The sequence below is a fragment of the Bacillus sp. BB51/4 genome, from assembly GCF_008368845.1.
GTDB lineage: Bacteria > Bacillota > Bacilli > Bacillales > Bacillaceae_G > Bacillus_A > Bacillus_A wiedmannii.
Map to the genome: position 1 here is coordinate 62,819 of NZ_QOSC01000032.1, position 20,861 is coordinate 83,679.

22 protein-coding genes are annotated in these 20,861 nt (G+C 36.2%); 14 read left to right on the forward strand and 8 right to left on the reverse strand.

The window, feature by feature from the left end; translation table 11 throughout:
- Positions 1-71 precede the first annotated feature (71 nt).
- Positions 72-977, reverse strand: coding sequence for a TIGR01777 family oxidoreductase (locus DN392_RS29065; protein ID WP_001216942.1), 906 nt, complete (start codon positions 975-977; stop codon positions 72-74).
- An 81-nt stretch (positions 978-1,058) separates the two neighbouring features.
- Between DN392_RS29065 and recX the strand changes: the two genes are divergently transcribed.
- Both recX and DN392_RS29075 read left to right on the forward strand, forming a co-directional pair.
- Entirely contained in the window at positions 1,059-1,871 is an 813-nt protein-coding gene (gene recX / locus DN392_RS29070; RefSeq protein WP_000268506.1) for a recombination regulator RecX, read from the forward strand.
- A gap of 10 nt (positions 1,872-1,881) precedes the next feature.
- A complete protein-coding gene (locus DN392_RS29075) occupies positions 1,882-2,199 on the forward strand; it encodes a YfhH family protein (RefSeq protein WP_001057030.1) in 318 nt (105 codons plus the stop codon).
- Between the two features lie 64 nt (positions 2,200-2,263).
- Here DN392_RS29075 and DN392_RS29080 read toward each other — a convergent pair whose 3' ends face one another.
- The gene (locus DN392_RS29080; protein ID WP_000122093.1) at positions 2,264-2,416 is read right to left on the reverse strand and encodes a YpzG family protein; all 153 of its coding nucleotides are present in this window, start codon (positions 2,414-2,416) and stop codon (positions 2,264-2,266) included.
- A 46-nt stretch (positions 2,417-2,462) separates the two neighbouring features.
- Positions 2,463-2,621, reverse strand: a complete 159-nt coding sequence (locus tag DN392_RS29085; protein WP_000517891.1) for a small, acid-soluble spore protein K — start codon at positions 2,619-2,621, stop codon at positions 2,463-2,465.
- Positions 2,622-2,744: 123 nt separating this feature from the next.
- On the opposite strand from DN392_RS29085, the gene DN392_RS29090 reads away from it, so the two are divergent.
- Entirely contained in the window at positions 2,745-3,011 is a 267-nt protein-coding gene (locus tag DN392_RS29090; protein WP_000997857.1) for a YfhJ family protein, read from the forward strand.
- A 24-nt stretch (positions 3,012-3,035) separates the two neighbouring features.
- Here DN392_RS29090 and DN392_RS29095 read toward each other — a convergent pair whose 3' ends face one another.
- Positions 3,036-4,016, reverse strand: coding sequence for a metal-dependent hydrolase (locus DN392_RS29095; RefSeq protein ID WP_000379134.1), 981 nt, complete (start codon positions 4,014-4,016; stop codon positions 3,036-3,038).
- 149 nt (positions 4,017-4,165) lie between these two features.
- On the opposite strand from DN392_RS29095, the gene mutY reads away from it, so the two are divergent.
- On the forward strand, positions 4,166-5,263 hold the full coding sequence (gene mutY / locus DN392_RS29100; protein WP_000171415.1) for an A/G-specific adenine glycosylase: 1,098 nt from the start codon (positions 4,166-4,168) through the stop codon (positions 5,261-5,263).
- Positions 5,264-5,450: 187 nt separating this feature from the next.
- On the opposite strand, the gene DN392_RS29105 is transcribed toward mutY, so the two are convergent.
- On the reverse strand, positions 5,451-5,675 hold the full coding sequence (locus DN392_RS29105) for a hypothetical protein (RefSeq protein ID WP_000275434.1): 225 nt from the start codon (positions 5,673-5,675) through the stop codon (positions 5,451-5,453).
- A 125-nt stretch (positions 5,676-5,800) separates the two neighbouring features.
- On the opposite strand from DN392_RS29105, the gene DN392_RS29110 reads away from it, so the two are divergent.
- The 4 genes from DN392_RS29110 to DN392_RS29125 all read left to right on the forward strand — a co-directional run bounded on the left by DN392_RS29110 (position 5,801) and on the right by DN392_RS29125 (position 9,126).
- The gene (locus tag DN392_RS29110) at positions 5,801-6,082 is read left to right on the forward strand and encodes a gamma-type small acid-soluble spore protein (protein ID WP_000039033.1); all 282 of its coding nucleotides are present in this window, start codon (positions 5,801-5,803) and stop codon (positions 6,080-6,082) included.
- A 187-nt stretch (positions 6,083-6,269) separates the two neighbouring features.
- A complete protein-coding gene (locus DN392_RS29115) occupies positions 6,270-6,530 on the forward strand; it encodes a YgaB family protein (protein WP_048567307.1) in 261 nt (86 codons plus the stop codon).
- Between the two features lie 250 nt (positions 6,531-6,780).
- Positions 6,781-7,311, forward strand: a complete 531-nt coding sequence (ntdP, locus tag DN392_RS29120; protein ID WP_000506626.1) for a nucleoside tri-diphosphate phosphatase — start codon at positions 6,781-6,783, stop codon at positions 7,309-7,311.
- A 54-nt stretch (positions 7,312-7,365) separates the two neighbouring features.
- Positions 7,366-9,126, forward strand: coding sequence for an ABC transporter ATP-binding protein (locus tag DN392_RS29125; protein ID WP_001161632.1), 1,761 nt, complete (start codon positions 7,366-7,368; stop codon positions 9,124-9,126).
- Between the two features lie 15 nt (positions 9,127-9,141).
- Here DN392_RS29125 and DN392_RS29130 read toward each other — a convergent pair whose 3' ends face one another.
- The 3 genes from DN392_RS29130 to hemL all read right to left on the reverse strand — a co-directional run bounded on the left by DN392_RS29130 (position 9,142) and on the right by hemL (position 16,423).
- Entirely contained in the window at positions 9,142-10,230 is a 1,089-nt protein-coding gene (locus DN392_RS29130) for an aromatic acid exporter family protein (RefSeq protein ID WP_000765792.1), read from the reverse strand.
- A gap of 259 nt (positions 10,231-10,489) precedes the next feature.
- A complete protein-coding gene (locus tag DN392_RS29135; RefSeq protein ID WP_088321369.1) occupies positions 10,490-14,926 on the reverse strand; it encodes a glutamate synthase-related protein in 4,437 nt (1,478 codons plus the stop codon).
- 198 nt (positions 14,927-15,124) lie between these two features.
- The gene (gene hemL, locus DN392_RS29140; RefSeq protein WP_142292455.1) at positions 15,125-16,423 is read right to left on the reverse strand and encodes a glutamate-1-semialdehyde-2,1-aminomutase; all 1,299 of its coding nucleotides are present in this window, start codon (positions 16,421-16,423) and stop codon (positions 15,125-15,127) included.
- A 127-nt stretch (positions 16,424-16,550) separates the two neighbouring features.
- On the opposite strand from hemL, the gene DN392_RS29145 reads away from it, so the two are divergent.
- The 6 genes from DN392_RS29145 (at position 16,551) to perR (ending at position 20,842) form a co-directional block, all read left to right on the forward strand.
- Positions 16,551-17,564, forward strand: coding sequence for an ABC transporter ATP-binding protein (locus tag DN392_RS29145; RefSeq protein WP_000843640.1), 1,014 nt, complete (start codon positions 16,551-16,553; stop codon positions 17,562-17,564).
- Complete coding sequence (locus tag DN392_RS29150; RefSeq protein WP_000521523.1) at positions 17,557-18,348, forward strand: ABC transporter permease; 792 nt, start codon at positions 17,557-17,559, stop codon at positions 18,346-18,348. Before DN392_RS29145 ends, DN392_RS29150 begins: the two co-directional genes overlap by 8 nt.
- 4 nt (positions 18,349-18,352) lie before the next feature.
- Entirely contained in the window at positions 18,353-19,138 is a 786-nt protein-coding gene (locus tag DN392_RS29155) for an ABC transporter permease (protein ID WP_000639385.1), read from the forward strand.
- Between the two features lie 72 nt (positions 19,139-19,210).
- Positions 19,211-19,615, forward strand: a complete 405-nt coding sequence (locus DN392_RS29160) for a potassium channel family protein (protein ID WP_000964347.1) — start codon at positions 19,211-19,213, stop codon at positions 19,613-19,615.
- A gap of 44 nt (positions 19,616-19,659) precedes the next feature.
- Positions 19,660-20,115: a thioredoxin-dependent thiol peroxidase gene (bcp, locus tag DN392_RS29165; RefSeq protein WP_000633726.1), complete on the forward strand. Its 456-nt coding sequence runs from the start codon at positions 19,660-19,662 to the stop codon at positions 20,113-20,115.
- A gap of 298 nt (positions 20,116-20,413) precedes the next feature.
- The gene (gene perR, locus DN392_RS29170; protein ID WP_000237829.1) at positions 20,414-20,842 is read left to right on the forward strand and encodes a peroxide-responsive transcriptional repressor PerR; all 429 of its coding nucleotides are present in this window, start codon (positions 20,414-20,416) and stop codon (positions 20,840-20,842) included.
- The last annotated feature ends 19 nt before the right edge of the window (positions 20,843-20,861 follow it).

Consider the following 20,861-nt stretch of genomic DNA (forward strand, 5'->3'; position numbering starts at 1 on the left):
TGTAATAATGCTCCGGATTCTAGAAAATGAAAGTTTTGAAAGGGACCTTGTAAAACTGTGTTTTAGAAGTACTACATTGTATGCGAAAGTATATTTTGTAATGCATGGTCTATTGCCGGAAATGTGTATTGATACCCATGTTCAATTGCTTTACTAGGTAATACATGTTGTCCTTCGAGTACAAGTATACTCATCTCACCTAATAAAGTGTGAAGCATAAATGAAGGGACAGGTAACCAATGAGGTTTTTTCATTATAGTTGCAATGGTTTCTCCAAATTCCTTCATTCTTATAGGTAGGGGAGCTGTGATGTTAAAAGGGCCATCAATTTCTTCTTTGTGTATGATGAAATCAATTAGGCGAACGACATCGTCTATATGAATCCATGATAACCATTGGTTTCCAGATCCAATTGTACCTCCAATATAGAATTGATAGGGGAGTAGCATTTTGGGAAGAGCTCCTCCGTCTGCGCCTAATACAACTCCAAGTCTTGCGTAGATTGTTCGCATTCCAAGAGAACGTGCTTTAGATGCTTCTTGTTCCCATGAATATACTGTATTTGCTAAAAAGTCATTTCCAGGAATCTCATGCTGTTCTGTAAAAGACTCAGTTTCAGACGTTCCGTAGTATCCAATAGCACTTGCGTTAATAAATGTATTTGGCTTTGTACCAAGTGTTTGCAATTGTTTAATGAGTCCTTTTGTTGTTTGAATTCGACTGTTTAAAATGGATTCCTTTTGTTTCTTTGTCCATCTACTATTAATAGACTCTCCAGCTAGATTAATAACTACATCGATAGAAGCGAGGGGGAAGGTTTGTAAATCTGGTGTCCATTGTACATACTGAAGGTTAGGGTGGGAAGTTTCAGTAGTTTTGTTTCGAGTAAGAATGTAAACATTATATCCTTTTTGAATAAAAAAAGTAGAAAGGTATTTACCGATAAAGCCGGTACCACCAGAAATTGCGATTCTCACAATTATTTCCTCCTCATTATATATATTCTTGAAAAGCAAAAACGTTCCTTGACTATGTTAAAATAATAGAGAGGTGAGAGTATGGCTGTCATTACAAAAATAGAAGTGCAAAAACGATCGAAAGAACGATTTAATATTTATATTGATAAAGGTCAAGGTGAAGAATACGGATTTAGTGTGGATCAAGTAATCTTAATGAAACATGGATTACAAAAAGGATTAGAAATTGATGAAATAGCGTTAGGGAATATTTTATACAATGAAGAGGTACAAAAAGCATATTTACAAGCAATTTCCTATCTATCCTATCAAATGAGAACAAAAAAAGAAGTAGAAGACTATTTACGAAAAAAAGAAGTGGGACAGGCCGTCATCTCTGAAGTCGTTTCGAAATTATTACATGATCGATATATTAATGATAAAGAGTACGCTGTTTTATATACACGAACGCAAAGTAATGTGAATCGAAAGGGTCCAACTGTTATTAAAAGAGAATTATTAAATAAAGGTGTTCAGGATCTAATTATTACACATAGTTTACAAGAATATCCGAAGGAAAAGCAAATTGAGAATGCTTTACTTCTTATAGAAAAGAAGAAAAGGTCTTATCAAAAGCATTCCTTTTTACAAATGAAGCTTAAGTTAGACGAAATGCTTGTTCGTAAAGGATATTCTAGAGATGTGATTCAAATTTGTTTGGAAGAATTGAAAGACGAAAAAGATGACGAACAGCAACAAGAAGCGTTACACTATCATGGGAATAAATATTATGAGAAATATAAGAAGTATGATGGATGGACATTCGAAAATAAGATGAAACAAGCGTTATATCGCAAAGGATTCTCTATTGATGAGATAGAGATATTTTTGCAGATGAAACGTGAAGAGGGATGAGGGGAATAAGATGAATATGCCAAAGCGCTACAGTGAAATGACACCACATGAGCTAAGGGAAGAAATTGGGGTTTTGAAAGAGCAAGCAATAAAGGCAGAGCAACTTGGTATTGTAAATGAGTTCGATGTATTAATGCGAAAGATGGCAATGGCTCGTGCTTATATGACTGATATAAACAAATTTCATATTGGTGAGACATATGAATTAGTAGAAGAACCTGGTATATTATTTGAAATTACGTATTTCAACGGGGTATTTGCTTGGGGACATAAGCAAAATGATAATGAAGAGATTGGAATACCGATTTCTTTATTGCAAGAAAAATGAAAACCAGAGAGCGAATATCTCTCTGGTTTTCATCTTTGGTAGGCGTTACAGGAGATAGGAGATTCTAAAATTGGCGTTTTTTACATTCATTCGCCAGTATAATGAGAGACTGGGTTTGTTGCGTCTGTCCGTTAACTTGCGCTTTTGCATGTTTCGGACGAGTCCACGTATGGTTAAATAATTCAGAACGACTATCTAAGCGATCACGGTAGCTCATCTTTATCACCTCGTGTAGGAAGTTAATTTTTTAGGTTGTACCTGAACTATTCTTCCTGCTGATTTGCAGCACGCATACGTTCTTGTGGGTGCGTGTTAATTGTGCCGTTAGGTCGTTTCGAAGCGAAGCGTGATTTCGCTTTCGGCTGACCATCGATTTTGCTGTTGTTTTTTGACTCAGACCAAAATTCGGCTTGTTTACCCATTGCGAACGCCCTCCTCATCATCAGTTGATACCTCTTTAAGAAGTATCACTTATAGAATGTGCAAAATAGAGGAAACTATCCTTTAGAAATTAAGGGAATAAATAGGTAAAAGGAGAATAGAACATGAATGATATTCACGAAACATTAACAAAAGAATTATTAGACAAAAATGACAAACTTTCTTACGCACAAGCTCGTGCGTGGGTTGAATTATTGTGGGAAGACTTTCAAACAACTTATGCTAAATCAGGTCGTTATCAAGGTGATGAAATGACTGAACAAGTGGTACGAACATGGATTAATAATCATGGAGGTCGCCTTCATGAAATGCGTACAAATAATCCGAAATATAGCCATTTAATCAATCAAGAAGATCATTTGAAACATTAAAAAAAGCGACTTAAGTCGCTTTTTTTAATGTGGAAGTAATTCCAGTTTTTTTCGAAGTTTTTCTTCACTAAAAATCCATCCTGTATAGGAACTAATAATATTTAAATTGTGGTCGAGTTGAACGATTGCAACGAATGGATAATAATCTTTACTGCGATAGCGCAAATCAATGAAGCGAACTTCGTAATAATGATCATAATCGAAAATGTCCCAGCGATACACAGGGGAGAAAGATAGAAATGCTGAGATGTTTTCATCTTGTTTAGCTGCGCGCATAATAGCATTATCTGGGAACGGTACCCGGTCGAACTTATCATATATCATGATGTTACCACGATGCCATCTAGCAACGTAGTAATAATCAGTTGTAACGATTGCTAAATGATAATGATAAAATCTGTAAGAAGGGGAAATGATTATTTTCTCCACATGATTGAAACGTTTATATACGATGCTACGTATGTTTCTATGCATCATAATCCGTCCGATATAGTAAATAATCATCAATATATACGCTGCTAAGGCAGTATACCCTTTATGGGAACCTACAAGCATACAAGCAATCGCGAGTAGGTTGATAAAGAAAATGACGGTATCAAATGTATTAATGATGCCGAGCGCTACCCATTTTTTTGTGAAGGGCCGTAATGCCTGGGTACCGTAGGCGTTGAAAATATCTACAAAGACATGAAGAAAGACGGCAATAAATGACCAAAGTAGTAGATGCAAATATGGAGCGTCTGAAAAGAAGGCGAAAGAGATGCCACTTATAAGGAATGACCAAAGAATCACAGCAGGAATGGAATGAGTAATCCCGCGATGATTTCTTATATATTTAGCGTTATTACGCAATTTTAAAACTGTATCGATGTCAGGAATATTGGAACCGGCAATTGTAGCAAGCATAACTGCTTGTGGCCCAATATCACTTTGTGCTATGGCTGGATCTAACGTTGCCAAACTGCCTAGAGTAACGCCCATAACAAGGTGAGTGGCTGTGTCCATAGAAATCCACCTCCGTTTTTTATTAATGTAACTCTTTTTATTCGATACCTCAAGTCCTTTGCCTTCTATTTCCTATGTCATCTTACTTAAATTTTTTCCTAAAATCTTTATAATAGTACTTATATGCAAAAAAATGAGGGGGATCAAGTTTGACACTTGAAATATTAAATAATTTTAACATAGAGCAGTTTCAAAATGATTTAATTGGTTGGTTTGAAAAAGAGCAACGCGACTTACCGTGGCGTAAAAATAAAGATCCATACCGCGTCTGGGTTTCGGAAATTATGTTGCAGCAAACGAGGGTAGAAGCTGTAAAACCATATTACGCGAATTTTATGGGGAAGTTTCCTACTCTAGAAGCTTTGGCAAATGCTGGTGATGAAGAAGTGTTAAAAGCATGGGAAGGTTTAGGATATTATTCTAGAGCACGAAATTTACATGCGGCTGTAAAAGAAGTGAAAGAAGTATACGGCGGGATAGTACCAAGTGATGTAAAGAAAATTGAAAAATTAAAAGGAGTTGGCCCCTATACAAAAGGTGCTATTTTAAGTATCGCATATGGTATACCAGAGCCGGCAGTTGACGGAAATGTTATGCGTGTATTATCTCGCATTTTATCAGTATGGGATGACATTGCAAAACCGAAAACTAGAAAAGTGTTTGAAGAGATTGTACGTGAAATTATTTCGGCTGAAAATCCATCTTATTTTAATCAAGGTTTGATGGAATTAGGTGCACTAATTTGTATTCCAAAAAATCCATCTTGCTTACTTTGTCCTGTACGTGAACATTGTCGAGGATATGCTGAAGGTGTTCAAAAGGAGTTACCAGTAAAAAGTAAAGCGAAGGCTCCTACAATGGTACCGATTGTTGCAGGGGTACTTCAAACAGAAGATGGTCGTTACGTCATTAATAAACGTCCAAGTACCGGGTTATTAGCTAACATGTGGGAGTTTCCAAATGCTGAACTTGGGGAAGGGATTCGGAATCAGAAAGAGCAGCTTACAGATTATATGAAAGAAAAATTTGAGCTCTCGATTTCTATTGAAGAATACGCAGTGAATGTACAACATACATTTACACATCGCACTTGGGATATATTCGTATTTTACGGAAAAGTAACTGGTGATATTGTTGAAACAGATACATTGAAATTTGTATCGAAAGAAGCATTTGAGCAGTTACCATTCTCGAAATCGCATCGTACGATTTATGAGAATTGCGTTGAGAAAATTACAATGCAATAAAGTGAAACTTTAATCATTGGGGGTTTTCTTCATCCCCCACTGATTATTAGTTGAACTAATCGGACTTTTATGGGCAGTTGATCCCCCACCTAAATTCTTTGCTTTCGCTGCATTTTGAGGTGGGGGTCTTACTGCCCATTAAAGCGGGATAAATTAAAAAAGTGTTCCCTAGATTGGGAACACTTTTTTAATCGTAAGAAATTTTTGTCCCATGAGTCCAATTAGCTTCACCTTGTTGTAAGCCACCTCTTGATTCAATTTCTACTACAATTTCTTTATAGATACTTTGACCTTCTGCATTTAAATACGGCAAAATCTGTTGTAATGAGTGATGAAAATAAGCTAATTCATCTTCTTTCCATTCATTTTTTGAAATCATCGTTAGTTCAGTCATATCGCGTCCTATATACATACTCCCACCTCCATTTCCTATAGTTTGAATGAGTAATAAGAGATATATGCGAAATTTTTTAAAAAGAAAATTACGGATAGCTTCTAAGTAAATTGGTTACATTATTGGTTGTGGAGGTGAGAAAGATGAGTAAAAAACAACAAGGTTATAACAAGGCAACTTCTGGTGCTAGCATTCAAAGTACAAATGCTAGTTATGGTACAGAGTTCGCAACTGAAACAAATGCACAAGCAGTAAAACAAGCAAACGCACAATCAGAAGCAAAGAAAGCACAAGCTTCCGGTGCACAAAGTGCAAACGCTAGTTATGGTACAGAATTCGCAACTGAAACAGATGTGCACGCTGTGAAAAAACAAAATGCACAATCAGCTGCAAAACAATCACAATCTTCTAGTTCAAATCAGTAATGAAAGAAAAACACTTCTCTAATTCGGGAGAAGTGTTTTCTTTGTGCCTGGGTCATGTAATGAAAATAAAGTGAACGACATAACTTCTAATAAGTCAACAAATGTAGTCAAAGGAGAAGGAAGGTAAAGATGAGAAATATGTAATGAGGAATAATAACTGATAAATAAGTCCAAAAGGGGGTAAGTAATGAACGATTTTGATAAGTTGGTAGGAGAGCAATTGGAAACGATGGATGAGTTGTTAAAGTTACAAGCTCATCTAGAGAAGTATCAGCAAATTGAAATGAACGAAAAGGATACGTGCGATAAAAAGGAATTACATTTTATCCGCCAAGAAATATATAGAACAGAATTAGCATTAAAACTGTTACATGAGAAATTTGAAGAGCAAACAAATAGTGTGATTCAATCTTTTGAAACTGAAAAAATGATTTCGAGTTTAGGATAAGGCATATTGTTACCTTCCGGTGAAAGGTCCTTCTTTAGATAGAAATAAGGAAGGGCTTTTTCTATTTCCATTTCCTCGTTTGTAAATCATTTAGCGAAGGCCCCGTCTCCTAAGAAGATTAGGGATATGGTATTCAGTGTGAAAAATAGAGTCTTGTCGCTTTAGTTTTAAAATTTCGACAAAAAAGTTATAATAGAAAAAAAGTGAATGCAGCTCAAAGGGCATTTGCAGTTGAAAGAAGGGAGCATATATGGGATTTCCCAAAGAAGGAGAAAAAGTACAAATACATAGTTATAAACATAATGGCTCCATTCATAGAATGTGGGAAGAGACAACAATTTTAAAAGGGACACAGAGCCTTGTGATCGGAGCAAATGATCGTACAGTAGTGACAGAATCAGATGGCCGAACATGGATTACTCGTGAACCAGCAATTTGTTATTTTCATGCAAACTATTGGTTTAATGTGATTGGGATGCTAAGGGAAGAGGGAGTATATTATTATTGTAATTTAGGCTCACCTTTTGCATATGATTCTGAAGCATTAAAGTACATTGATTATGATTTAGATATTAAAGTATATCCAGATATGACATATACGCTTTTAGATGAAGATGAGTATGAAAAGCATAGTCAAATTATGCAGTATCCACCTGTTATTGATACTATTTTAAAACGAAATGTAGCACAATTAACACAATGGATTCATCAAAGAAAAGGGCCATTCGCGCCAGATTTCGTAGATATGTGGTATGAAAGATATTTAATGTACAGAAATTAAAACAAACCTGCAGGGGATTTCCCGGCAGGTTTGTCCTATTAGAGGGGGGATTATGTGCAAGGTATAAAAAGATATTTGCAATTTGTTAAACCGTATCGATGGCTTATTGCTATTACAATTATGATTGGTCTAGTTAAATTCGGCATCCCGCTTATTATGCCGTGGTTATTAAAATATATTATCGATGATGTAATTCAAGGCGGAGGGTCACTTCAAGATAAAACATCCCAATTAGTAACAGCCGTTGGGATTGCTTTTTTTATTTTTGCAGTAGTAAGACCGCCAATTGAATATTATCGTCAATATTTCGCGCAGCGTATCGCAAATACAATACTATATGATTTACGAAAAAATATTTTTGGTCATTTACAAAAGTTGAGTTTACGCTATTATTCGAATACAAAAACAGGGGAGCTTATTTCACGTGTAATCCATGATGTAGAACAAACAAAGGATTTTGTAATTACTGGTTTGATGAATGTTTGGCTAGATACGGCAACGATTGCTATTGCTATTATTGTTATGTTTTCTATGAATATAAAATTAACATTTGTTGCGTTATTAATTTTACCTATTTATGTAGTGGCAGTGAAATATTTTTTCGGGCGTCTTCGAAAATTAACGAAAGAGCGTTCGCAAGCTTTAGCAACGATGCAAGGGTATTTACATGAACGTATTCAAGGGATGCAAGTGACACGTAGCTTTGCATTAGAAGAGTATGAGGGTAAGCAATTTGAAAAAAGAAATAATGAATTTTTGACGAAAGCATTAACGCATACGAGTTGGACTGCAAGGACATTTTCGGTAGTGAATACGTTAACCGATTTAGGCCCGTTACTGGTGATCGGTTTTGCAGCATATGAAGTAATTCAGGGACAGTTAACATTAGGGACTATGGTTGCCTTTGTTGGATATATGGATAGTTTGTATAGTCCGCTTCGCCGCCTTGTCAATTCCTCTACAACATTAACACAGTCTTTCGCATCGATGGATCGAGTGTTTGAATTGTTAGATGAAAAATACGATATTGTCAATGTGCCAAGTGCGGTACAAACGACAAAATTAAATGGTGAAGTGATATTTGATAATGTATCTTTTCGTTACAATTCGGATGAAAAAGAGATATTACATAACCTTTCGTTAACTATGTTGCCAGGAGAGAAGGTAGCACTTGTAGGAGCAAGTGGGGGAGGGAAGTCATCTCTTGCTAGCTTAATCCCACGTTTCTATGATGTTTCTTCAGGTGCAGTTTATGTAGATGGGATAGATGTTAGAAAGTATGATATGAGAAATTTACGTAGTCATATTGGAATTGTACTGCAAGATAATTTGTTATTTAGTGATACAATCGGGGCAAATATTTTATATGGAAACCCGAAAGCTACAGAGGAAGAAGTGATTGCAGCTGCTAAAGCTGCGCAAATCCATGATTTTATTATAGAGTTACCTGATGGCTATGATACTGTCGTTGGGGAACGCGGTGTGAAGTTATCTGGTGGGCAAAGGCAACGTGTAGCGATTGCAAGAGTGTTTCTAAAGAATCCATCGTTGCTTATATTAGATGAGGCGACTTCCGCTTTAGATTTAGAAAATGAACGGTATATTCAGCAGGCGCTTCAGACGTTAGCTGCTGATCGGACGACGATCGTAATCGCACATCGATTGGCGACGATTACACATGTGGATACGATTATTTACATTGAAGATGGTGAAATTAAAGAAACAGGTTCTCATGAAGAGTTAATGAAAAAAAGAGGGTTTTATTACAATTTATATCAACTTCAACATATAACAGAAACAGCTCCTTTAGCGTAAAAGGAGCTGTTTTCTTTATTCGTCTTCTTTTTTATCTTCGATTTGGAGTTCTGCTTCTGGTTTATGGTATGTGTAGAAGCTATCCACAAGTAAATCTAAATGCTCTACTTCTTCACTATAGTTAATAATGGCAGAAATAAGAGGGAAAAGGTGTAGCCATGTTTTATACGCTTCCTCATCGTCCTTGTTTTGATAATCCATAAAGATATCAATTAATTCTTGTTTACCTGTTTCAACTTCATCAAGCATTTCAACGGATTGTTGTTTTTTTGCTTTACCAATAAATTTTAATAAAACTTGTTCATGGTAATGGGTTAATGAGTCAAGTTCGTTTTGGATAGATTCCTGAAATTCTTCTGGCATATAGCGCAGTTCATTTTCAGTACGATGTAATGATTTTAACGTACTTAAAGCACGGCTTGTCGTCGCTAACATTTGTCTGAATAAAACGAGCTTACGAATTTTTGCGAACTTTACTTTTTTCGTGTAGCTTCTTTCTTCTTTATACAGCAAATAGTAATGGTTTAGTTTGATCATCTTTTCTTTCATACGATCAATATCAGTTTTTAGCGTTGTAAAATCAGAAGCTTGCCTGCTATTCATTCGAATCCATTTTACAATTTCTTCTGTATTATCAACGATACGATGATATAGTTTTGTTTCGTATTTTGGCGGCATAAACACTAAATTTACAAGTGAAGCCGCAATAATTCCAATCATAATCGTCGCAAAGCGAAGTAAGGCAAAACTAAAGAAATCGTCGCCCTGATACTCCATAATGGCGATAACTGTTACTAAAGCAATTGATATTGTGTTTTCTAATCGTAATTGTAACGTAAGCGCAATTACTAATATACATGTTAATCCAATAATAAAAGGATTATGTCCAAAAGCAGTAGCAAATACGATAGCGAATACCGCACCAATGACGTTTGCTTGAATTTGCTCAAGAGCTGTTAAATACGAGCGGTATACAGACGGTTGAACAGCGAATATAGCTGAGATTCCCGCAAATACTGGACTCGGTAATTGAAGTAAAATACAAGCAAATAAAGCTAATGTGATGGCAATACCCGTTTTTAAAATGCGAGCACCAAGTTTCATACCCTTAATAAGATCCTTTCTCTTGTCATAATGAATGTACAACATGATACTATACATTCATTACAATATGTTAGCAAGTGATATTTTAGTGACGTTAATAAGAAAATAAGATTCATTTTATACTTTTTCCTAATTCTTTTTAAACATCAATTTTTAGTGAAAAAACCTGCTGAATTTCAGCAGGTTTCAAATTGTTACTATAGATTACTATGAGAAGTGTACTTCGTCAATTTTTTCTTGAAAATGAAAAGTTGGTAGATCACTCTGTTGAGATAGATGGATCAGCCTGCTCTTTTTTCGGGATAATTTCAAAAAACTGTTGCTGCATATCATCGAGTAACGGTGTTAATAAAGCAACTTCCTCGTATTGCTCATGTTCATTTAATACACGAATGTAATCTACCAATAACTCAGTCACATCTTGCACGCCGTTTTTACTAATTGGTTGTAATGTAACATTTGCCCCTTTTGCGATTCTTCTTTTTAAGGCGTGTTCTGTTAAACCCGAGCTTGAATCATGACGTAAATAAACAACACCACCAGTCATACCAGCACAAATCCATGGACCAGGATCCCCTAAAACAAGCGCTCGCCCATTTGTCATATATTCAAAAGCGAAACCTTTAATATTAGAGTATACACCTATATTCCCTTGCTCTTTTTCACGGAGTGGCTTTGTCATTCGCCCTCCAATTATCATGTCTGCTCCAGAGAGGCGAATGCCAGCGCGAGCATCAGCGTTACCTTGAACGTATAGCGATCCTTTTTGTGCACCGTACCCAAAACCTTTTCCGACAGAACCGTTATAATATATGCCGTCTTTTCCTTTTGCTTTCGTTATATAAATACCACCACCAAAGGAGGTTTTACCAATACCATCTTGTGCACCGCCATTTACGTGTATAAATAAGTTCTCACTATTGTAAGCACCTAATCCATTTCCAGGAATAGAGCCATTCGTATACTTTAATGTAAGTGGTTCAAGCTTGGTGTCTTCATATAATTTACTACGAACGCGATAGCAAGATTCTAGACCCCCCATAACGCGTTGCTCTACGCCAACGCCTATTAATTCTTTTGAATGAGGGGAATGAACTGTTTCAAATTGTTTTTCCGGTACGTATTCTATTTTTGTAACAGATGGGTTTTCTATCGTTTGTAGTAAATTACATAAGTCTAATAAATTTTCGCCTCGAACTTGTTCTAATAAATCGGAATGTCCGACAATTTCTTGTAAATTTGTATAACCAAGATTTCCTGTTAATCGTTTTAGTTCTACGCCAAAAGCGGTGAATAAATGTAATAATCCAGCAACGGCGCTTTCTAATTCGCGCGGGACGAAGCGGCGTAATCCGTGTTCTTTCGCCTGAGCTTCAGAATCAATTTGTGTTGCAATTCCAACGTGACAAGTATCTAGATGACATCCGCGGCAAGTTGTACAGCCGATTGCAATCATGGATAATGTACCAAATCCAATACGGTTTGCCCCAAGGAGCATGATTTTCAAGGCATCATTAACACTTCGAATACCACCGTCAGCCCAAATTTCTACCTTTTGTCTCATATTTGCTTCTAATAAAGCATTGTGAGCGGCTTTCACACCAATTTCTGCAGGAAGGCCTACATGTTGCAATGCGTGAATACGTGCGGCACCTGTACCACCATCAAATCCGCTAATGTTAATAAAGTCAGCACCAGCCTTTGCGATACCGACAGCAATTGTTCCAATGTTAGGGACGACAGGGACCTTTACAGCTACTTTCGCAAGTTGATTAGCCGTTTTAATTTCTGTAATCATTTGAGCTAAATCTTCAATGGAATAAATATCATGGTTGTTAGAAGGTGAAATTAAATCAGAGCCAATTGTAGCATTACGCGCTTCAGCGATTTTTGCTGTTACTTTTGAACCAGGCAAATGTCCGCCTTCACCAGGCTTTGCGCCTTGCCCAATTTTTATTTCAATTAAGTTTGATGAATTTAGTAGTTCGGCGTTTACACCAAATCGCCCAGATGCAACTTGTTGTCCACGTGTATGTGGATATTTTCCAATCATATCTTTAATTTCGCCGCCTTCACCGTTCAAGCTAATCATATTTAGCTGATCGGCCGCTTCTGCATATGCACGAAAGGCAATTTCATTTTGAGAACCGAATGACATGGAACTGATAATAAATGGTAAATCATGATTTTGAATGCTGATGGATACTTCTTCGGCCGGAACGACATGTCTTGTTTCTTTCGTTTGAACAAGATGTCTAATCGCGATTGGATTATTTTCTTCTAACTCACTTAATTTGTCACGGTAATCATCATAAGAATTTCCTTTTGCGACATCGCCGATTGCTTTCCAAATTCGCGGGAATATATGAAAAGATTTTCGCATTCTAACTTTAGGATTGTTATAATCATCCGCTCGCAATTGTGCATCTTCAGCAAGTGATTTAAGCGAAAAAGCTAAATCATTTGAACCGAAGAAATTCGTAATTTGTAATATATTTGCGATTTCCTCATGTAATCCGATAGAAGAATAGAGGCGACCGTAACCACGTAATTCATGAATTCCAATTGTTGAAATGACTTTTTCTAGTCCTTTATTAAGAGCATTATACAAATTCGTAATTGGCGTTTTTGTTCCATCATTTACGGTTGCAAATAATAAATATGGATTCATACCATCTGCTCCTAATCCATACAGTGTGACGATATCATGTAAAGAGCGAAGAGCACCAGAACGTATAACGAGAGAGCAGTTTCGGCGTAATTTATTTTCGCTTAATACTTGATGTACTTTAGCGGTAACTAAATGCGGATCAATCCATAACTGTTCATTTAGATGAGCGTTGGTATCGTCTATTAATAGTAGGGAAGCTCCATCGTTCACGGCCTTTATCGCTTCAGAACTAATTCGATTTAAGGCGCATTGTAAAGTTTCTGGCGGACTGAATGTAGCAGAGATTGTAGCGATAGAGCTATGAGTATTGAATAGCTGTATAAGTTGTTCGTACGTAATTGTGTGTAATTCCTCTGTAATAGATTGTGCTACACTTCCTTCTAAAATAATGGGGGAAAGCATCTCAACTACAAATGGCCGTTTAGCTCCGCTTAATAAACTTGGGCGCTCTCCAAGTATTGTTCGTGTGGAGAAGTGCTCGACCTCTCGATCACGATCGATTGCTGGATTTGTAACAACGGCTACACTTTCCTTAATGAAATCAGCGATATTTCGTCTATCAGTATCGAGTGCTGCAAGTGGTGAGTCATGCCCAAGTGAGCGAATTGGCTCAACGCCTTTTGTTGCCATCTGTTCAAGAAGCTGAATATGTTCTCGGTCCCATCCAAAAGCAACGTATTGTTTCGTTTCGACTTGTATAGAATCACATAATCCTGGGATTTCTTTCGTTTCAGGGATAGATAAGTTTAAATGATAATCTTTAGTATCAACTCGCTTTTTAAAACGGTTATATACTTGAGTTTGGTAGTCATCGTATTCGTAGAGTACAAGTTCATCTTGTTCATTCCACTTTAGACCGACTTTTTCTCCAGGAGCGAGTGGTTTTGGTTCTGCTACATATTCAGTTGGTGATACAACTCCAGGTTCAGAAGAGAAAACATAAGAACTCGCTGTCTCTACTTTCCATACTGGTCGTAGTCCAAGGGAATCAACGCTGAAAACAGCCTCATCTTTATAACGTGAAATAATACCAGCTGGACCTTGCGCAAAATGGCCCCAAGCTTCACGTATATACGTATATAAATCTTGTAAATGCGGTTCATAAAGTTTCATTTCATTAATAATTGGTGGGAATAGTATATCCATTGCTTCAAATAAACTGTAGTCGTATTGAACAAGTAGAGTTTCTAAGGTGCGGTTTAAATCTTGGGAGTCACTGCCCCCAGCAGTAAGTGGAACATGAATCATGTCAGCTTGATCACGTAATTTTGCAATTGTGTTAATTTCACCATTATGTCCGAGAATGCTAAATGGTTGTACACGAAAAAAATTAGATAATGTATTAGTAGAATAGCGGTTATGTCCTAGTGTCATAGTTGAAGCGATAAGTGGATGTTGTAAATCATTGTAATAGGCAACAAGTGTATCCCCAGCGCCTAGAACTTTATATACAACATGGTCACGACTTAATGAAGCAACATGAATCGCTTCGTTTTCCTCTATTTTTATCGTTACTGAAAATAATGTTTGCTCAACATTTTCAACTTTATTTTCTGCGATAAGAGCAACTTGCCAAAATAAAGGTTCTTCCTGTTTACCAAGTGGACCGAGTGCATCGGAATTTATTACATCATCACTTTCAAAAATAATAGTAAAACTTTCGTTATTTAATTGCGTACGAATATGATTTTTTAAATTAACGATATTTGCGTTTTTGTTTAGAAAAAAATGTCCAACGATAAAGTGGGGATGATCCACAATCGTTGGATTGTATCCGTTATTTTTCAGCTTTTCATTCCAAAGTGCTTTTGGGACATCAATGTGAATTCCGATACCATCTCCTTCACCATTAATGAAACCAGCTCGATGATTCATTTTGACAAGTGATTGTATGCAAAGATCAATGTTTTCTTTCGTGGCAACTTTTCGTTTCTCCATAACGGAAACGATTCCACACGCATCATGTTCTGCATTTTTATAATCTCGAAATAAAGACGGTGTCCATGTATTTGTTTTATTGAGCATCCGTCAATCCCCCCTCTTATTGAAGTTTGAATAATCTTACTATTTAAGGCGTGAGCAGCCTTGTATACAAAGGTAGTAAGGATATAAAAGAAAATTAAACAGATAATTATGAATAATTATACTATTAATGAGGGATTTATGAAATAGAAAAAAGGAAAAAAGAAAGATGTGCTTTCTTTTTTCCTTTTAATGGCGGGATTATTTATTATCCGCTAAAGCAGCGAATGCTCTGCCTACAGCTTCAATTGTATATTCAATATCTTCTTTTGTATGTTCTGTCGTTAAGAACCATGCCTCGTATTTAGAAGGTGCTAAGTTAACTCCTTCTTGAAGCATAAGCTTGAAGAATTTACCGAACATTTCACCGTCTGTATCTTGTGCTGCATCGTAATCTTCAATTGTATTTGTTGTGAAGTATACAGTTAAAGCACCTTTTAGTCGGTTTAATGTAATATCAATATTATGTTTCGTAGCTTGCTCTAAAATTCCTTTTTCAAGCATTGCACCAAGTTCATCTAATTTCTCATAAAGACCTTCTTGTTGAAGAACTTCTAGACAAGCGATACCGGATGCCATAGAAGCAGGATTTCCTGCCATTGTACCAGCTTGATATGCAGGTCCGAGCGGGGCAACTTGTTCCATAATTTCTTTCTTACCACCATAAGCACCGATCGGAAGTCCGCCGCCAATAACTTTACCAAGCGCTGTTAAGTCTGGTGTTACGCCAAGTAAGTCTTGAGCACCACCGTACATGAAGCGGAAAGCAGTAATAACTTCATCATAAATTACTAGTGCACCAGCTTCGTGAACAAGTTCATTCACTTTCTCAAGGAAGCCAGGTTTTGGCTCTACAATACCGAAGTTTCCAACAATCGGTTCTACAAGGATAGCTGCTACTTCGTGTCCCCATTTATCTAAAGCTTCTTTTAAGGTTTCTACATTATTAAATGGAACGGTAATAACTTCTTGAGCGATACTTTGTGGTACACCGGCTGAGTCAGGAGTTCCTAGCGTAGAAGGGCCAGATCCAGCTGCTACAAGTACTAAATCAGAATGACCGTGGTAACAACCAGAAAATTTCATAATTTTTGTGCGGCCTGTGTAAGCACGAGCGACACGAATTGTTGTCATTACTGATTCAGTACCAGAGTTTACGAAGCGGACTTTATCTAATGCAGGCATTGCTTCTTTTAACATTTTTGCAAATTTTACTTCTAGTGCTGTTGGTGTTCCGTAAAGTACACCATTTTCAGCAGCTGTTGTAATTGCTTTTGTAATGTGCGGGTGAGCATGTCCAGTAATAATAGGACCGTATGCTGCTAAATAATCGATATATTTATTTCCGTCTACATCCCAGAAATAAGCACCTTTTCCACGTTCCATAGCAACAGGAGCGCCGCCGCCAACTGCTTTAAAAGAACGAGAAGGACTATTAACGCCGCCAACGATATGTTCTAAAGCTTCTTTATGTAATGCTTCTGATTTTGTGAATTTCACTACAATTCATCTCCTTACAAAAATCTATGTATTATTCTAACATGTTTTTCGAAAAGACGTATTGTTTGTGATAGAGAAGGCAGTTGGGTAAACTATTCGTTGTGACATTTAGGAAGGGGGTCCGATTATGAAATCGGTAATTGAGGTACAAGGGTTACGTAAAGAGTTTACAGCCTATTCAAGTCGTCCGGGATTAAAGGGTGCTTTTCGCGATTTATTAAATCGTAATTATAAAATAGTACCAGCAGTAAATGATGTATCTTTTAATGTGAAACAAGGTGAAATGGTTGGATATATCGGTGAGAACGGTGCTGGTAAATCAACAACTATTAAAATGCTTACGGGGATTTTGACTCCGACATCAGGAGAAATTTTAGTAAATGGGATGAACCCCCATAAGCAGAGAGAAGAATTCGTAAGAACAATTGGTGTTGTTTTCGGTCAACGCTCACAACTTTGGTGGGATATTGCTGTACAAGAATCTTTTCGTTTATTAAAAAAAGTGTACGGTGTATCAGATGCTCAGTATAAAGAGCATATGGAACACGTGATTGAAACGTTAGATATTGGTCCTTTATTAGATAAGCCAGTTCGAAAGTTATCTCTAGGTCAAAGGATGCGTTGTGAATTAGCGGCAGCATTAATTCATAATCCACCGTTATTATTTTTAGATGAACCAACAATTGGATTGGATGTTCTTGTGAAATTAAAAATACGTGAATTTTTAAAAGAAATGAATGAACGTTACAAAACAACAATTTTATTAACAACCCATGATATTACTGATATTGAAGCTTTATGTGAGCGCGTTATCATGCTGGATGAAGGAAATATTATGTATGACGGTTCTTTAAATAATCTTCGTACGCAGTGGGGAGCAGAGAAGGAAATACATTTTCAATTTATTGCACCAGTTTCCTATCAGGCTTTATCAATGGTTATGCCAGATAGTCATGTCGTTTGGTCGAAAGCGAAAGAGGAAAACGCGTGGGTTGCAAAAATACCGAATGAAGAAGTTATCATTTCAATGCTTATTTCTAAAGTAGTACAAGCCTTTCAAATTAAAGATTTAAAAATTAACGAAGTGTCTACAGAGGAAATTATTCGTAACATTTATGAGGAAGGTATTAAACATGGGTAAGTACATTGAAATGATTCGGATTCGCTTTTTAATGATGCTTGCGTATCGTACAAACTATTATAGCGGGATTTTAATTTATACAATTAATATCGGTGCGTATTATTTTTTATGGCAAGCAATTTATAGTGGAAAAGAGAATATTGAAAGTTTATCTATTTCGCAAATGACTACTTATATCGCAATTGCGTGGATGGCACGTGCCTTTTATTTTAATAATATAGACAGGGAAATTGCGATGGAGATTCAAGAAGGACGTGTAGCAGTAGAACTCATTCGTCCATATAACTATTTAGGCATGAAAGTGATGCAAGGTCTTGGTGAAGGAATATTTCGTTTTGCTTTCTTTTCAATTCCAGGTATGGTTATCGTTACCTTATTATTTTCATTGCAAATTACAACGAATTTTCAAACGTGGTTATATTTCTTCTTATCTTTAATATTTAGTTTTATTATTAATACACAAATTAATTTAATGACTGGAATGCTCACGTTCTTCCTATTTAATAATAGTGGAATTATGTATGCAAAACGTGTTGTTATTGATTTATTTTCAGGTCTATTATTACCAATTAGTTTTTATCCGTTATGGGCCCAAAAAGCAATGGTATTTTTACCGTTTCAGGCTATTAGTTATATTCCGAGTATGATTTTTTCAGAAGGTATACAAGGAAGTAAATTGTATGAGGCATTATTATTCCAAGTAATTTGGGCAATTGTACTTATTATTCCAATTGTACTCATGTGGAGAACGGCGAGAAAACGTCTAATTGTACAAGGGGGATGATGAGATGATATATATAAACCTATTTTTGCAATATGCAAGCCAATATATAAAAACAAAATTGGAGTATCGGGGCGATTTTATCGTTGGATTACTTTCTGATTTAGCACTACAGGCTGTTAATTTAATCTTTATTCTCGTTGTGTTTGGGCATACACAAGCATTAAAGGGCTGGAGTAGAGAAGAAGTAATCTTTATTTATGGTTTCTTTTTAGTACCGTTTGCCATATTCTCAGCTTTCTTTAACATATGGGACTTTAATGATCGTTACATTATTAAAGGAGAAATGGATCGTATATTAACGAGACCGATTCATAGTTTATTTCAAATTATATTAGAAAGAATGGAACTTGAATCTTTAATTGGAGCGATTACAGGAATAATTGTAATGGGATATGCAGCAGTGGAGCTGCAATTATCTTTTTACTGGTACGATTTCTTCTTATTCTTACTGATGGTAGGAGGAGGAGCACTTGTATACGGAGGGATATTTGTTACGCTTGCGAGTCTTGGTTTTTGGTCGGATGCGAAAAGTTCAATTATGCCGCTAATGTATAACATAGGTAACTATGGTCGCTATCCTGTTAACATTTATAACCGTGTGATTCGCTTCATTTTAACGTTTGTTTTACCATTTGCGTTTGTCGGAGTGTATCCAGCAGCATACTTTTTAAGAAAAACAGAGTGGAATAGCTATGCATTTGCAACACCATTCGTTGGTGTTATCTGTTTTACGATTGCAATTACTCTTTGGAATCAAGGGGTAAAAAGGTACCGTGGTGCTGGGAATTAATTATAGAAGCTTGTTTGTTTCTAAGGGATAAATCCAATGGCTGTCTCATACATATAAAATGAGGTGGAGGACATGTTATGGGGATTTATTCTATTAATTGCAGCAATTGCTATTTTGAGAAGTGTCCAATTGTTATGGAGTTCATATTCAGATTCTAGGCGTTTCTTTTCGCTTTATAATTTAGCCTCCTTATTTTTAATTTATACAACGGTATTGATTGCGTTTGGGTTAAGTTATGTTGTATTAGAAGAAATGGGCTTTGCAGTTTTGAAAGAAGATGGAGAAAGCTTGCATGCCCAATCTTTTCAACTTGTAGAAATTTGCTTATATTTTAGCGCGGTTACTTTATTGTCCGTTGGGTACGGTGATATAGCTCCGATTGGAATAGGGAGATGGATTGCGATTGCAGAAGCGCTAATTGGATATACATTACCGTTTGCTTTTGTAATGAGGTCTGTAATAGACAATGAAAAATAAGATAGCATTTGATATAGTAAAAGAAAAGAGTAGGAGTGATAACAATGATCACAGTAGGAGAAATGGCTCCAGAATTTACATTAGAGGGAAGTAACGGGGAACAAGTTCGCTTAACTGATTTTCGTGGTAAAAACGTAGTGCTATATTTTTATCCGAAAGATATGACTCCAGGGTGTACAACTGAAGCATGTGATTTTCGCGATGCGTATGGATTATTTCAAGAGAAAGATACAGTTATTCTAGGTGTAAGTCCGGATTCAGCGAACAGACATCTGAAATTCATTGAGAAGCATGATCTTCCATTTGTACTTTTAGTAGATGAAGATCATAAGGTAGCGGAATTATACGACGTTTGGAAATTGAAAAAGAACTTTGGAAAAGAGTATATGGGAATCGAGCGTTCTACATTCCTTATTAATAAAGACGGTGAGCTTGTAAAAGAGTGGCGTAAAGTGAAAGTGAAAGGACATACTGAAGATGTTCTTTCTTATATAAAGTAAATCCATTGTGGAGATAAAATATATAGAAGTAAGGCGAGTGTCTATACATATTTTATCGTCTTACATAAAGTGAAGTGTAGGGCATACCTCCTCAGATGATAGTATTCCAAGTGCGATTATGTCGCACTTTTTTTCTATGTAAATGTATAGAAAATGGGGAAAGATATATAAGAATAAGGCTATATATAAAAATAAACCACATACTTATAGTAGAAATATTGACGATTTATAAGAAAAGGAGTACACTCTTTATAAGAATTATAAAATAATAATCCGTATAGAATCGGGGTGCATGACGGTGGTCAAAGAAGAATTAAAAGAAGCGCTAGAAATGCTGAAAAATACGGGTGTACGCATTACTCCACAGCGTCATGCTATTTTAGAGTACCTTGTGGAATCTATGACGCACCCAACAGCGGATGACATTTATAAAGCATTAGAAGGTAAGTTTCCAAATATGAGTGTTGCAACTGTCTATAATAACTTACGTGTATTTAAAGAGGTTGGACTTGTAAAGGAATTAACTTATGGAGACGCTTCAAGTAGATTTGATTATGTTACAAGTCAACATTATCATGTGATTTGCGAAAAATGTGGTAAGATTGTTGATTTTCCTTATGGAGGCTTGGAAAAGCTTGAAGAGGAAGCTGCGAAAACGACAGGCTTCGTTATTAATAGTCATCGCTTAGAAATTTATGGCGTTTGTCCAGAGTGTCATAAGGCGTAATATATAATAAAGAAAGAGG